The organism is Phocaeicola salanitronis DSM 18170 (assembly GCF_000190575.1).
Lineage (GTDB): Bacteria > Bacteroidota > Bacteroidia > Bacteroidales > Bacteroidaceae > Phocaeicola > Phocaeicola salanitronis.
Genome location: NC_015164.1, coordinates 2,561,539 through 2,576,208 on the forward strand (window position 1 = coordinate 2,561,539; position 14,670 = coordinate 2,576,208).

Below are 14,670 nucleotides of genomic sequence, written 5' to 3' on the forward strand. Positions count from 1 at the left end.
CAGATAACTGTTACGGGGGTAAATTCTTCAAAAATGGAATTTTTATATTCATTTGCAATATGATGTTGCAATATGTCTTTTTTAATTAGCTTAAGATGAATATTCTTCATAACCAACATAAACATCTGCTTGTTTCCAATCGTGTTGCCTTTATGATAATAGGGGTTCTCGAGGCTGCGTGGGCACCGCTTGTACCATACGTCAAGAGTTCTTTTGCAATAGACGAGGGTACTCTTGGGGTACTTATGCTGTGCAGTGGTTTTGGCTCTATCTGCGCACTTCCGCTTTCTGGCTTTCTTGTAAATCATTTTGGTGCAAAGAAGGTGGTTTATGTGTCGGGATTGCTGATGGCTTTCGCATTGTTAGCAATAAGCCTACTTATAAATATATGGCTGACAGGTGTGATGCTTATATTTTTCGGAGGTTGTACCATCACCATTGATGTTGCGGCAAACATGAATGGTGTTACCGTCGAGCGCATGACGGGACGGCATCTTATGTCTGGTTTTCATGGCGGCTATTCGTTGGGTACACTGATTGGTGCCGGAGCGATGAGCGTGCTGTTTACTTTGGGACTCATACCTAAATGGGCTGTTGTTATTTGTATGGTGTTCATATTGCTTGCGCTGGTATTCGGATGTAAGGATTTGTTGCCGAAAGAAGAATTTGTGTTGTCTGACGCACCTGTTGAGAAGCTAAGAAAAAATAAATTATATATTCCTCCTATGGTTATCGTGGTTGGATTGTTGTGCTTTATCATGTATGCCTCGGAGGGTGCTGTGATGGGTTGGTCGGCAATATTTGTCAATCAAGAGCGTGGCGTTGACATGTCCATGGCTGGTTTCTTCTATACGGCATTTGCTGTATCAATGACCATTATGAGGCTCTGTGGAGACAAAACCGTAAATCGATTGGGACAAAGATTTGTAGTGGCTGGAGGAGCGTTACTCATTGCTGTCGGTTTCATGATTGTAGTATTAGTTGATAGTTCCGTTGCTGCTGTCGCCGGCTTTGCGATTGTCGGTTGCGGTGCCGCCAATGTGGTTCCTCAATTGGTTTCCTTCGCGGCACATATCAAAGGAATGGCTGTACACAACATTATCAGTTTCATTAATGCCCTTGGATATTCGGGGATACTCCTCGGTCCAGTAATAATCGGATTCGTAGGGAAACAATATGGTTTACATATATCATTTGTCGGAATTGCTGTTTTTGCTTTAATTGTTGCGGTTGTTTCGTCTATAATATTGAAATCCAAACAGACTATATCGCAAACAGATATAAGCTAAACTTTCGCGAGCCTGTGAAACTATATGTGTACATGCCTGCAACTAAAAAAAGTTTTTGAGGCATTTTCGCTTCTGTGATAAGGAAGATAGCGGGCTATCTGACGAAAAACAGGAGCGAAAAGGACAAAAAAATCGCCCAAATCATCGCACGATAAATTCAAAACAGCTTCTAAAAAAATGCGCTCATTATCTGCAAGAGCATAGCCTTAATCATCAAAACACCCCACTGCATACCTTCCGGCACAAGGATATATTCTATGTTCTCGATATGAAAACCGTACGGTTTCCATATCAAAACCATACGGTTTCCAATTCAAGGCCGTACGGTTTTCATATCGAGAACATAAAATGAAGCCTATAGATTCACCAAACTGACAGAGGCAAAAACGAAAACCATTCTGCCTCCTGCCGAAAAGCCGTAAACGGGATTTTGCCCAACAATTTTGCTTCAAGGACATTGAATTACGGGAAATTGCACTATCTTTGCACCTTATAAATCATCCGTTCCCTTATGAAAGAATTTTTCCAACTCATGCGGCGATTCGTTTCGCCCTATAAAAGATATGTCATGGCGGCGGTTGTGCTGAACATCCTTTCCGCCATCTTTAACGTGTTTTCCTTCTCCCTGCTCATCCCGATACTGAACATTTTGTTCAAGACGGGCGACCCGGACAAGGTTTATTCTTTCATGGAATGGGGAAGCGGAGACATTAAGGACGTGGCGGTCAATAATTTCTATTATTACGCTTCGCGGATGATTGAAGTGTTCGGCACATCCACCACCCTCTTGTGGCTGGGGCTGTTTCTTGCCGGAATGACTTTATTGAAAACAGCATGCTATTTCGGTTCATCCGCAGTCATGATTCCGCTCCGTACGGGAGTGGTGCGCGACATCCGCATCATGGTCTACTCGAAGGTGATGCACCTGCCGCTCAGCTTCCTTTCCGATGAACGGAAAGGCGACATCATTGCCCGCATGAGCGGAGACGTAAGCGAAATCGAAAACTCCATTACCAGCTCGCTCGACATGCTGCTGAAAAACCCGATTCTCATCATCTCCTATTTTGCCACTCTGATTATTACCAGCTGGCAACTCACGCTCTTCACGATTGTCGTGCTTCCGGTAATGGGATGGATTATGGGAAGAGTGGGAAGAAAGCTGAAGCGCAAATCCCTCGCCGCACAAAACAAATGGAGCGAAACCATGTCGCAACTGGAAGAGACCCTGGGCGGAATGCGCATCATCAAAGCGTTTATTGCCGAAGACAAAATGATAAGCCGCTTCGTAAAGTGCAGCAATGAGTTCCGCGATGCCACCAACCGTGTAGCCATGCGCCAAAGCCTTGCCCATCCGATGAGCGAATTCCTGGGCACGGTCCTGATTGTACTGGTATTGTGGTTTGGCGGTTCGCTTATCCTAAGCGACGCCTCCCCGATTGACGCGCCCACCTTTATTTTCTATATGGTCATCCTGTACAGCATCATCAACCCGCTGAAAGACTTTTCGAAAGCAGGATATAGCATTCCGAAAGGGCTGGCTTCCATGGAACGCGTGGATAAAATCCTGAAAACAGAAAACCCCATAAAGGAACGCCCCGATGCCGAACACATCACCGAGATGAAAGAAGGGCTGGAGTTCCGCCATATTTCGTTCAGCTACGGAACACACGAAGTGCTTCACGACATCAGCCTGAGCATTCAGAAAGGCGAAACCATTGCCTTGGTAGGGCAAAGCGGCTCCGGGAAGTCTACCTTGGTCGACCTTGTCCCCCGTTTCCACGATGTGCAAAAAGGCGAGATACTTATCGACGGGAAAAACATCAAAGATTTAGCCGTAAAGGACCTGCGGAGCCTGATAGGGAACGTAAACCAGGAAGCGATTCTTTTCAACGACAGTTTCTACAACAACATCACTTTCGGGGTGGACAACGCAACGATGGAAGAAGTAGTAGCCGCCGCAAAAGTCGCCAATGCCCACGAATTTATCATGGAAAGCGAAGAGGGATACGACACCAACATCGGCGACAGGGGATGCAAGCTCTCCGGAGGCCAGCGCCAGCGCATCTCCATTGCCCGCGCCATCCTGAAGAACCCGGCTATCCTGATACTGGACGAAGCGACCTCCGCCCTCGACACCGAAAGCGAACGCCTGGTACAAGAAGCCTTGGAACGCCTCATGAAAACCCGTACTACGATAGCCATCGCGCACCGCCTCTCCACAATCAAGAATGCCGACCGCATCTATGTGCTTTATGAAGGCAGAATCGTAGAATGCGGCAAACACGAAGAGCTGCTTCAGAAGAACGGATATTACAAACGGCTGAACGACATGCAGGCGTTGTAAATATGCTAATAAATAATGTGCCAATGTGTTAATGTGCTAATGTGTCAATGAACAATGTGCTAATGTGAAAAACAGATTGGCATATTAACACATTGTTTATTAGCACATTATTTATCAGCACATGAATTAACGCACCAGACTTTCTATCACCTCGGGATAATATTGGTATTCCAACTGATGTACACGCTCTGCCAACGTTTCGGGGGTATCATCGGGCAATACCGGACACTTTGCCTGAAAAATATAATCCCCCTCATCATACCGCTCATTAATATATTGAATGGTAATGCCGCTTTCTTTCTCGCCCGCATCCAATACCGCTTCGTGCACATGGATGCCATACATGCCTTTCCCTCCGAACTTCGGGAGCAAAGACGGATGTATGTTTACTATCCGTTGCGGATAAGCATGCAAGATATCATCAGGAATACGCAATAAAAAACCTGCCAATACGACAAAGTCCGCCCTGTATTCCCGCAACACCAGCAATGCCTCTCCCGATGCGAATCCGGCAGAAGTAACTACCCTGCACGGGACATGCAACCGCCCGGCACGCTTAACCACTCCGGCAGTTGCGCGCGATGCGATAACCACCGATACATTTATCTCTTCTTTTTCTTCAAAATAACGGATGAGCCGTTCGGCATTCGTACCTTCACCCGAAGCCAAAATTGCGATATTTTTCATATTTTTGTCCTTTTTCGTGCACATAATATATAAAAATGTGCAAAGAAAGTGCATTTATTTGCCCGAATATTTGTATAGAACGAGAAATATTTATTCCTTTGCACCGAAAATTAAACAAAATTATTCTATTTATAAACTTAAAACAAGAAAATTATGTCTGAAATCGCATCAAAAGTACAGAAAATCATCGTTGATAAACTGGGTGTAGAAGAATCAGAAGTTACTCCGGCTGCTAGCTTCACTAACGATTTGGGTGCAGACTCTTTGGATACTGTAGAACTGATCATGGAATTCGAAAAAGAATTCGGTATTTCTATTCCTGACGACCAGGCAGAAAAAATCCAAACTGTAGGCGACGCTATTTCTTATATCGAAGCTAACGCAAAATAAGTAATTCTGTATATGGAATTAAAAAGAGTTGTAGTAACAGGTCTTGGTGCGGTTACTCCGGTTGGCAATACGGTTCCCGAATTTTGGGAAAACCTGGTGAACGGAGTAAGCGGGGCAGGACCTATTACTCATTTTGATGCATCTAAGTTCAAGACCCAGTTCGCTTGCGAAGTAAAGAACTTCAATGCCACTGACTTCATCGACCGCAAAGAAGCCCGCAAAATGGACTTATATACCCAGTATGCGGTAGTAGCAGCCAAAGAAGCGGTAACCGATGCCGGTCTTGACACGGAAAAAGAAGACTTGAACAAAATCGGAGTCATTCTGGGCGTAGGTATCGGAGGTATACATACGTTCGAAGAAGAAGTAGCCGGATACGAAAAGACCAAAGATACCATCGGTCCTAAATTCAATCCGTTCTTTATTCCTAAAATGATTGCCGACATCGCTTCCGGACAGATTTCCATCATGTACGGATTCCACGGACCGAACTTTACCACGACTTCTGCATGCGCTTCCTCTTCGAATGCCATTGCAGATGCGTTCAATTATATCCGCTTGGGCAAAGCCAACATCATCGTGACAGGCGGCGCCGAAGCTGCTATCTTCCCTGCAGGCGTTGGAGGTTTCAATGCCATGCATGCCCTTTCTACCCGCAACGATGACCCGCAACGTGCCTCACGCCCGTTCAGCGGAAGCCGTGACGGTTTTGTAATGGGTGAAGGTGCAGGATGCCTGATTCTGGAAGAACTGGAACATGCCAAAGCACGCGGAGCCAAGATTTATGCGGAACTTGCCGGCGTAGGCGCTTCGGCAGATGCTTATCACCTGACAGCTTCCCATCCTGAAGGATTAGGAGCCAAACTGGTGATGATGAACGCATTGGAAGATGCCGGTATGCAACCGGAAGATATCGACTATATCAATGTACACGGAACTTCTACCCCTGTAGGCGATGTTTCTGAAGTGAAAGCCATCAAAGACGTGTTCGGAGAACATGCCTACAAGCTGAACATCAGTTCTACCAAATCCATGACCGGACACCTGCTGGGCGCAACCGGAGGAGTAGAAGCCATCGCCTGCGTACTGTCTGTTAAGAATGACATTGTACCCCCGACCATCAACCACGAAGAAGGAGATAACGATGAAAACATCGACTATACCCTGAACTTTACTTTCAACAAGGCACAGGAACGCACTGTCCGTGCGGCGTTGAGCAATACATTTGGTTTCGGTGGACACAATGCATGTGTAATCATTAAAAAATACACTGAATAAACTGTGTTTGGCAATATAACAGATAAGATAAGACTCCTCTTCCGCAAGGACAAGGAGCCTTATCTTTGTTTTTACCGGATGACCGGATTCTATCCGCGGAACATCGACATCTACAAACAGGCATTGCTCCACAAATCATCTTCAATCAAGAATGAAAAAGGCCGCTTGCTGAACAATGAACGTCTGGAATTCTTAGGCGATGCGATATTGGACGCTGTCGTGGCAGATATCGTATACAAGAGATTTGAAAAAAAACGCGAAGGATTCCTTACCAATACGCGTTCTAAAATCGTGCAACGAGAAACATTAAACCATATAGCCGTACAAATCGGACTGGATAAACTGGTGAAATTCACCACGCGCCAGTCTTCGCACAACAGTTATATGGGCGGCAATGCTTTCGAAGCGCTTATCGGGGCACTTTACCTGGACAGAGGCTATCGGGCATGCAAGAAATTCATGGAAGAACGCATCATCAGCCAATACCTTGACATCGATAAACTCTCGCGTAAAGAAGTCAACTTCAAGTCAAAGCTTATCGAATGGAGCCAGAAGAACAAGTTTCAAATAGCGTTCAATCTGGTTAACCAATCGCTTGACGATGAACTGAATCCGATTTTCAATACGCAAATTCTTGTGGAAAATGTTCCGGCAGGAACCGGGAAAGGATACTCGAAAAAAGAATCACAACAGGAAGCGGCACACGAGACTTTGAAAAAAATCAAGTCTGACCCTCAATTCATAGATGCGATTTTTGCATCAAAAGCCGAAAGAGAGAAAGACACGGAACCGGTGTATACAGAAGATTCTCCCAGCGTAATGGAGACCAACGAGGTTAAAACAACCGTTGATGTACGGGAAGAACTCATAACAGAACGCTATGATGATACGGAACGCATCATAGCAGAAGCGGAAGAAGCCGCATTCAAAGAAGAAATTCAAGAAAAGACATCAGCCGATTCCGAAGAGGAACGCATATAGATTCATCGGCTTACGAATATATCATCATCACTTCATGAAGATATATCCGTAAACCGATGAAAGCCATATCAACCCAACCTCTACAAAGGCTTATATTCTACAAACGCCTCCATCGCCTCGTAACAGGCAAGCCCTAATTTATCGTAAAGCGAAGCGGTGCCACGGTTGCGGTCCTCGCTGCGTTGCCAGAAGAGGCGCTCGTCATTGCCCAGGAACGGGGCACTCTCCATCTGAGACTGGTGCTTCAGGATGGAATTCCGTTTCGCACGAAGCTCTTCGGGACTGAACGGCACAGCCATCTCGATGTTCTCGATTTCCCATTCCGCCCACGCCCCGCGGTACATCCAGATGCGGCAATCCTTCAACCATGCGGCACCGGCATTCTTTTCCTCGTCAATAGCTGCCAGTACGGCATCGGTGCATACACGGTGCGTGCCATGAGGGTCGGCAAGGTCGCCGGCTACATAAATCTGGTGGGGCTGCACCTCCTGCAACAGCTTCTGGACGATTTGCACATCCGTCTCGCTAATGGGGTTCTTCTCGATGCGTCCGGTCTCGTAGAAAGGAAGGTCGAGAAAATGCACATGGTCCAGCGGAATGCGGTTATACGTGCATGCCGTGCGTGCCTCTCCCCTACGTATCAGCCCCTTTATGGTCAGGATGTCACGCGTGTCGATGTCGCCTTCCTTCTTCTGAAGCAGGAACTGCTTGATGTCGGCATACATCTTGCGGATGGTCTCGTTCTGATTCTCATCAAAAAGCTGGTTGAAACCGTTGATGAAGTGCATGAAGCGTACCACCTCCTCATCGCCTACGGCAATATTGCCCGAAGTCTCGTATGCCACATGCACGTCGTGACCCTGCTGCACCAGACGGCGGATGGTGCCGCCCATGGATATCACATCGTCATCGGGATGCGGAGAGAAGACGACCACACGCTTGGGGAACGGCTTGGCACGCTCCGGACGGTACGTGTCATCCGCATTGGGCTTGCCGCCGGGCCAGCCGGTGATGGTATGCTGAAGGTCGTTGAATATCTTGATGTTCACATTATAGGCAGAGCCGTAAAGCACCAGCAGCTCGCTCAAGCCGTTCTCGTTATAATCCTTGTTGGTCAGCTTCAGAATCGGTTTTCCGGTCAAAAGGCAAAGCCACACGATGGCACTCCGGATCAGCTTGTCCGTCCATTCGCAGCTGGTCACAAGCCACGGGCGCTGGATGCGCGTCAGGTGTGAAGCTGCGGGCAAGTCGATGCAGACGGTCGCATTCTGGTGCATCTGGAGGTAAGAAGCGGGAAGCGTATCCGAAATCTTATCCTCTACCGCCTGCTTGATAATATCGGTCTTGTCATCGCCCCAGGCAAGCAGATAAACACGGCGGGCTTCCATAATCGTATTGATGCCCATCGTAATGGAACAAGGAGGCAGGTTGTCCACGCCCAGGTTATGCGCCGCTTCCGAGCGGGAAGTACTGTCCACAAATATCAGGCGCGTAATGGAAGCCGCCGTAGAGCCGGGCTCGTTCATGGCGACATTCCCTTCCCTGCCGATGCCCATAAGGACGATGTCCAGTCCGCCGTAGGTCTTGATGCGCTGTTCATACAGCAGGCAATGGTCTATGACCGCATCCTGAGGAATCGTGCCGTCCGGAGTAAACACGTTCTGCCGGTCGATGTCCACCTGGTTCAGGAAAAGCTCATTCAGCTGGCCGATGCTGCTGCTCCCCTGCTCTGATAAAGGATAGTATTCATACAGATTAAATATCACCGCATTACGGAAGCTGACGCCTTCTTCCTTATGGCGGCGCACCAGTTCGGCGTAAAGCGGACGGAGCGAAGCCCCCGTGCCCAAAGCCAACGTACAGAACTTGCCGTCATGCTGGCGTTCCTGTATCTTGCGGATAACCTCATCGGCTATGCACTTCACGCCCTCGTCTACCGTCTCATAGATGTTGGTCGGGATTTTCTCAAAACGGGTCAGCACGGAGCGGTCAATCGTATTCTCCGGCTTGTAATATCGGGTAGACACCTCGCCTCGGTCGGTACGCATATCGTAAAGCTGCTCGCGGTTCTTTCCGGTATCATACAAGACGTATTTATAATAAGGTGTACGAACCATCCAGCCCAACGTGCCTGCGGTCTCCCCGAAGAAGGTTTCGGTCACCACGTACGGACGGTGCGCCTTTGCCGTATCTCCCTCCTCCGCTACCTCGCGGAAGCTGACCCCTTGGCGTCCCGAAGGCACCTCCACTTCTGCCCAGTCGCATACGCTCGGCATCAGGTCTTCTCCATTATTGATAAACTGGGGCAATACCTTTCCCGCATTCTTCCCGCCGGGAAGGCAAACGATGAAAGGCACGTTCACCACCTCTTCATACAGGGCGGTTTTCTGGTTCCATTGGTGTGCGCCGCATCCGTCTCCGTGGTCGCTGGTAAAGATAACCACGGTATTCTCCCACAAGCCCTGCCTGTCCACCTCATCCAGAATCTTCCCGATTTCCTTGTCCACCGCTTCAATCAGGCGGTAATACGCATTGCGGTACCGACGCCAGTCGTCCGGCGTGAAAGTCACGGTCGGATAAAGCCGATGGTTCTGCCTGCGCTCGAAAGCCAGGGCATCGGCATCATACGGATTGACCGCAAAATTGGCAGGCAAGCCGGGACAATCTTCAAGCGCCGGCTCTTCGAACGAAGCATAGGGCGGATTCTGATGACGCGCATACTCGCAAATGTTATGCGGATTATCGAAAGAGGCGACCAGGAAGAAAGGCTGTTCGGGATTGCGGCGCAAGAAGGCAACACATGCCTCGGCAAGACCGAAATCATTATGCCCGTGCAGGTTCTCGAAACCGAAAGCCTCCTTCGCCGGCAAGGAATTGGTATGCGCGTGCCATTTCCCGGCGTATGCGCATTCGTATCCGCTTTCTTCCAATAACGTGCCCAATGTCCGTGTGCGGATAGAGTCGGGCATCGGCGTCCCGTTCTCGGTCAGACCCACCTGACCGGGCGTGTATCCCGTAAACATGGACGAACGTGAGGGGCCGCTCAAGGGCATGCTGCAATAAGCGTTCGAGAAACGCACGCCCCTCTGGGCAAGCCGGTCCATATTGGGGGTATGCACCTCTTCATTTCCGGCACAGCTCATTGCCGTAGCAGTCTGCTGGTCGGTCATAATATAAAGGATATTCGGGCGTTCTTGCGCCCCCAATACGGCAGGCGAGAACAAGGCACAATAAAAAATAGGCTTCATAGGCAATGTGTTTTTTCATTTTTCCGAAAGCAAAATTAAGCATTCTGCCCCGAAACCTGAATCACGCCTGATTCGTGTATGTGCAACCGCGTGCAAATGCTTTCAATTCCGGTTAAAAAACTATCAAATTTGTGCAATCCCTCCGGCATCCCCCACGGCAGGCATGAACGTCATGCCGGATTTGCTGAGTTATTTCTCTTGAAACGCAGATTGACACAGATTAACGCAGATAATTTTATTTTTTTTGAATATCCGCAAACATCCCATGTAGGGGCGTATCGCATACGCCCGAATGCGTCCACTTATCCATGCGGATGCCTTCAGGGCATATGCGATACGCCCCTACAGTCAATTAGGTAAAATGCGGATATTCATTTTATTTTTTTATCCGCGTAAATCTGCGCTAATCTGCGTTTCGTCACGCCCAAACGTCACGAGAGCCAGAACCCGCTATGCGGACTACCCCCTCTCAACAGCTTCCGCCTTCCATTGCTCTATCGGCATGCTGTAGAGCCACGAAGTCTTTTCCTCCTTCCGCTCTACGAAATACACATACGAGATATCATTCTCCACGATGTGGATATTATCGTTCGGAGTCACCACCAGAAGCTGGAGGTGAAGCTGCTTGCAGAGCGTGATGAGGTAGCGCGCCTTGTCTTCATCCTGCGCCTTGAAAGCCTCGTCAATCGCCACAAAGCGGAACGAATCGCTTTGCATGCCGCTCTTGGTCAAGCCGAACTGGTAGGCAATGGCAGAGCCTAATATGGTGTAGGTCAGTTGGGCTTTCTCCCCTCCCGACAGGTGTCCCATGTTCTCGTACGTGGTTTCCTTGCGCCCATCCTGCCGGTTGTATTCCTCTGCCTTATACGTAAACCAGAAACGCACGTCCATCACCCGGTTGCGCCACTCCTCATCCTCCAGCCGGCGCATGAACGGTTCTACATGGTCGTAGAAATGCATCCTCCTGCCATCGGGAAGCGAATTGATTTTCTGCACATCCGGCACCGCCTCATCCATCAGCCGCTTAAACTCGCGTGCCTCCTCGCTTATCTGGGGCAGGGCGGAAAGCTGGATATACGTGACGGGGCGCGTCCGGTAATCGATGCCCTTGAGCGAATCATTCAGCATGTCGATATTGCTCTTGATGGCGTGCATCCAATTGATGAAGAACATCCGGAACTCACCCACCTTATCGGTCAAGGTCTTTTGCAGATACCCGTCGAACTGGCTTTCGTACTTGGGCAGGTTCTCTTTCTCCAGCCTCTCCAACATCTGCCGGTACGCATCTATCAGCTCGATGTGCGCGGCATCGGGCAGAGCATCAACATCCGCACGCCAATCCTTGAAGCGTGCCAGTATCTCCTCTTCGGGATGCTTGAACTCCGTGATTTTCATCTTGGCTTCATCCTCACAAGCACGCTTCTCGGCATCCAGCTTCTTGCGGTCGCGCTCGTTCTTTGCCTGAAACTTCCCCCGCTCCTGCTTCAGCTGGTCGTACGAAAGCTCGCACAAATACGCGTAGCTTTTCTCAAAATCGGTGAAGAGCAACGACTTAATCGAAGAAACCACCCGCTGGTTCTCCTCGATTTCCTTCTGAAGCTGTTCGATACGGTATTCGGCATGAATCACCTTGCGGGTAGATTCCGGTATGTCTGTATTCCCCAAGCGATGCTGCTCCTCGCGTACCTTGTCCAGCTGAACCTGAAGTGTATGAAGGCGGTCGTTCCCTTTCTCCAACGCCTCTTTCTCGTCCTGCTTTTCCTGAAGCTGTGCGGCGTACGCCTGCCAGTTCACTTTCTCGAAATCAGCGAACACATCCGCCAGCTTCCGGTGCAGTCCGGCTTGTGCCTCACACTCCTTAGCCGCCTGCCCAATCCGTTCCGCCTCTTGCGAAAGCGCCTCGTCCCGCTCCTGAAGCTGGACCAACTCCTGCTGGAGAAGCTTGATTTTCTCCTTGTTCTCCCATCCCAACACGAAGTTCTCCCGACGCAAGATATGCGGGCGGTCATCCTTCTCATGCCTTTCGCCGGGGAACTTGACCAGTCCTTCACGGGTAACGGCTTTCTCCTTATACCGCTCGAACGCTTTCAAATCCTCGGCACAGACATAATTGTATTTCTCGAAAATCATGTCACGCACCCATTCCTCGTACTCGCTGTCCGAGCGGATTTCTATCTTGTCAATCAATTGCTGTTCCTCCCCGCCGTTTCCATACGCCTGCAAATCCGACAAGGAGTTATAAGGCACATACCGGTAAAACAAGATGCGCCCTTTCAGGTTTGTGGCATTCACATACTCGTTCACCTGATGATAGTATTTATCAGGCACAATCAGGTGAAGGGCAAAATGATGCAGAATCTTTTCCAACGCCGCTTCCCATGCTTCCTCGCCCTCTGCCACCCGGCACAGTTCTCCGACAAAAGGAATTTCCTCCTTCGATGCCCCGGTGTGCTTCAGGATAGCCTCGCGGATTTCGGTCTCGCGCAAGGGAATGTTATTCTTATTCTGGCGGAGCACCTCTACAGTACGCATCAGTTCCTCTATCTGCAGGGCAAGCTCTTTCCGTTCCTGCTCGGCATGAATCTGTTTCCGGATGTATGTCTCTTTCTCTTCCGCCAATGCCTCCGCCTTAGCACGTGCTTCCGTACGCCGAGCCTGAAACGTCTCTTCATCCGCCGGCAACGAAGGGAAGTTTATCTTTCCGGCAAGCCCGTTGTATTCCTCCATCCGCTTCACCCGCTCGTCACGTTCCTTGGCAAGAAGCTCGATGTCGTTTTCCAGCTCCTTCAACTTACGCCCTACCTCGTCCTTCTCGATGGCAAGCGCCAAAGTGCGTTCCTCCTGCTTCAGCTTTTCCTCTTTCCGACGGAACTTAGCGGTTTCCGCCTCCAGGCGTTCTTTCTCCTTCAAGGCTTGGTCCAACTTCTCCTCCGCCATGCGGATGATTTGCCTGGCGAACCAATATACGGCAGTATCCTTATCGGTAGACAACTGGCGAAGCCGCTCATCGGCTTGCCGGATTTTCTCTGCCAGCTCCGCTATCGGATGCAAACGTTCAATCTGCATGCGTGCCTTCTCGATGTTCACCTTCGCTTCTATCAGGGTCGTGAAACTATCCTTCAACTGAAGGTATTGGCTCTCGGCATCGTGCTCCTCCAGCATATTGGTACGGATAAATTCATCCAGGTCGTCCAAGACCTTCACCCCTACGATCTGGTTGAAAAGGCTCAATGCCTTTACCGAACGCATGCCGAAAAGCTGGGTGATGCGTTCGGCATAGCCGGTCGGTCCCTCAAAGAATTCCACCAACGCGCGCGTACCTTTATAAGATGCCTCTAACCGGCGTCTCCAGATTCCCTTCCCGTCAAAAGGCTGGAAGTCCTTCTGTATCTCCAGCGGCACATGCGCCAACCCGAATGTACGGCGCAATTCTCCCCCCGAGAACCAGCGTACCTGAAAGACCGTCACTACCCGCTCGCCGGCACTCGCAAACGATGCCAGCAAAATGGAATAGGCGCTTTTGTCGCGCAAGGCTTGTGTGGTCACTCCCCGTTCACCTTCCTTCTGGATGTTTCCGTAATGCCCCAACACATAGGTCTCTTCCGTCCGGTTTCCTTTCTTTTCCACCCCGGAAGACTGGTTATAGAAACGGTCTTTCTTTGCCGGAACCAGCAAGGTGAGCAACGCATCAATGATGGTGCTCTTTCCCGAAGCGTTCGCTCCGGTAAGCAAGGCATTATTCCCTTGCGGAGCCAGACGGAAGATACGCTCGTGAAACGTTCCCCAATTATAGATTTCCATGTATTGCAAGCGGAACCCCGCCGTATCGGAAGATGTACTAAACAGATTCAACATAGCTTTCAAGTTTCTTTTTAAATTCTACCAACTGGTCGAGCGTGACCTTCTCTTTGATGATGCGGTGTATCTGGTAACAGACCGCATTGTCCTGCCGCTTCTCTATCAAAAAGCCCAATTGCACCATCCGGGCAATGTAGGTGTCCAGCTCGTTCAATAGCTTTACCCGGTTGAAACGTTCGGGCAAGAACAATTCGATGCGTTCCTTCAAGGCTTTATCCGTAACGTAACACTCCGCCGCATACAGTTCATCCAAATTGCTGTCGAATTCCTCCAGCATTTCCCGAAGAACAATCGCCAGCACCGAACACTCAAACCCCAACGGCTTGCGCGGAATAAGCCCCAAGGTATTCCCGCCCTCATCGGTCATCTGCTTCAGGTAAGCAAAGCCTTCGTCGCGCTTTACAATCAATTCCAGTCCGATTTGGGCAACATACTTCTGTATTTCAGACTGGTAATGCAAAAGGTCGTTCCAGCAACGGTCGGATGCATTGACCGCTCCTTTCAACAGGCAAACCACCGCCCTCGCATAAGGAGTTATATAAGATTCTAAGTTCATTTGTTCTTGAATTTTTGAGTTCTTGAGTTTATTTGTTTG

9 protein-coding genes are annotated in these 14,670 nt (G+C 49.4%); 5 read left to right on the forward strand and 4 right to left on the reverse strand.

Annotated features, from left to right (window positions below; genetic code table 11):
* Positions 1–95: 95 nt before the first annotated feature.
* Positions 96–1,289, forward strand: a complete 1,194-nt coding sequence (locus BACSA_RS11155; protein ID WP_013618209.1) for an MFS transporter — start codon at positions 96–98, stop codon at positions 1,287–1,289.
* A 511-nt stretch (positions 1,290–1,800) separates the two neighbouring features.
* Positions 1,801–3,633: an ABC transporter ATP-binding protein gene (locus BACSA_RS11160; RefSeq protein ID WP_013618210.1), complete on the forward strand. Its 1,833-nt coding sequence runs from the start codon at positions 1,801–1,803 to the stop codon at positions 3,631–3,633.
* A gap of 126 nt (positions 3,634–3,759) precedes the next feature.
* Here BACSA_RS11160 and purN read toward each other — a convergent pair whose 3' ends face one another.
* Positions 3,760–4,320 (reverse strand): phosphoribosylglycinamide formyltransferase, encoded by a 561-nt coding sequence (gene purN / locus BACSA_RS11165; RefSeq protein ID WP_013618211.1) that lies wholly within the window; start codon positions 4,318–4,320, stop codon positions 3,760–3,762.
* A 153-nt stretch (positions 4,321–4,473) separates the two neighbouring features.
* Here purN and BACSA_RS11170 point away from each other — a divergent pair, with 153 nt between their 5' ends.
* The 3 genes from BACSA_RS11170 to rnc are packed head-to-tail and all read left to right on the forward strand — an operon-like array spanning position 4,474 to position 6,969.
* Positions 4,474–4,710 (forward strand): acyl carrier protein, encoded by a 237-nt coding sequence (locus BACSA_RS11170; RefSeq protein ID WP_007567505.1) that lies wholly within the window; start codon positions 4,474–4,476, stop codon positions 4,708–4,710.
* Positions 4,711–4,722: 12 nt separating this feature from the next.
* Positions 4,723–5,988 (forward strand): beta-ketoacyl-ACP synthase II, encoded by a 1,266-nt coding sequence (gene fabF / locus BACSA_RS11175; RefSeq protein WP_013618212.1) that lies wholly within the window; start codon positions 4,723–4,725, stop codon positions 5,986–5,988.
* 3 nt (positions 5,989–5,991) lie between these two features.
* Entirely contained in the window at positions 5,992–6,969 is a 978-nt protein-coding gene (rnc, locus tag BACSA_RS11180; RefSeq protein WP_013618213.1) for a ribonuclease III, read from the forward strand.
* Positions 6,970–7,049: 80 nt separating this feature from the next.
* Here rnc and BACSA_RS20855 read toward each other — a convergent pair whose 3' ends face one another.
* From BACSA_RS20855 to BACSA_RS11195, 3 genes are all read right to left on the reverse strand, one after another.
* Positions 7,050–10,217 carry a sulfatase-like hydrolase/transferase gene (locus BACSA_RS20855; RefSeq protein ID WP_013618214.1) on the reverse strand — a complete coding sequence of 1,056 codons (3,168 nt, stop codon included), beginning with the start codon at positions 10,215–10,217 and terminating at the stop codon, positions 7,050–7,052.
* A gap of 459 nt (positions 10,218–10,676) precedes the next feature.
* Positions 10,677–14,072, reverse strand: a complete 3,396-nt coding sequence (locus tag BACSA_RS11190) for an ATP-binding protein (protein ID WP_013618215.1) — start codon at positions 14,070–14,072, stop codon at positions 10,677–10,679.
* On the reverse strand, positions 14,056–14,631 hold the full coding sequence (locus BACSA_RS11195; RefSeq protein WP_013618216.1) for a DUF4194 domain-containing protein: 576 nt from the start codon (positions 14,629–14,631) through the stop codon (positions 14,056–14,058). The genes BACSA_RS11190 and BACSA_RS11195 overlap by 17 nt, the downstream gene beginning before the upstream one ends.
* Positions 14,632–14,670: the final 39 nt, after the last annotated feature.

Excerpts from the sequence above, each read along its gene's own strand:
- BACSA_RS11195 (WP_013618216.1), bottom strand. The coding sequence starts at position 14,631 with ATGAACTTAGAATCTTATATAACTCCTTATGCGAGGGCGGTGGTTTGC.
- BACSA_RS11155 (WP_013618209.1), top strand. The coding sequence starts at position 96 with ATGAATATTCTTCATAACCAACATAAACATCTGCTTGTTTCCAATCGT.
- BACSA_RS20855 (WP_013618214.1), bottom strand. The coding sequence starts at position 10,217 with ATGAAGCCTATTTTTTATTGTGCCTTGTTCTCGCCTGCCGTATTGGGG.
- fabF (WP_013618212.1), top strand. The coding sequence starts at position 4,723 with ATGGAATTAAAAAGAGTTGTAGTAACAGGTCTTGGTGCGGTTACTCCG.
- purN (WP_013618211.1), bottom strand. The coding sequence starts at position 4,320 with ATGAAAAATATCGCAATTTTGGCTTCGGGTGAAGGTACGAATGCCGAA.
- BACSA_RS11170 (WP_007567505.1), top strand. The coding sequence starts at position 4,474 with ATGTCTGAAATCGCATCAAAAGTACAGAAAATCATCGTTGATAAACTG.
- BACSA_RS11190 (WP_013618215.1), bottom strand. The coding sequence starts at position 14,072 with ATGTTGAATCTGTTTAGTACATCTTCCGATACGGCGGGGTTCCGCTTG.
- BACSA_RS11160 (WP_013618210.1), top strand. The coding sequence starts at position 1,801 with ATGAAAGAATTTTTCCAACTCATGCGGCGATTCGTTTCGCCCTATAAA.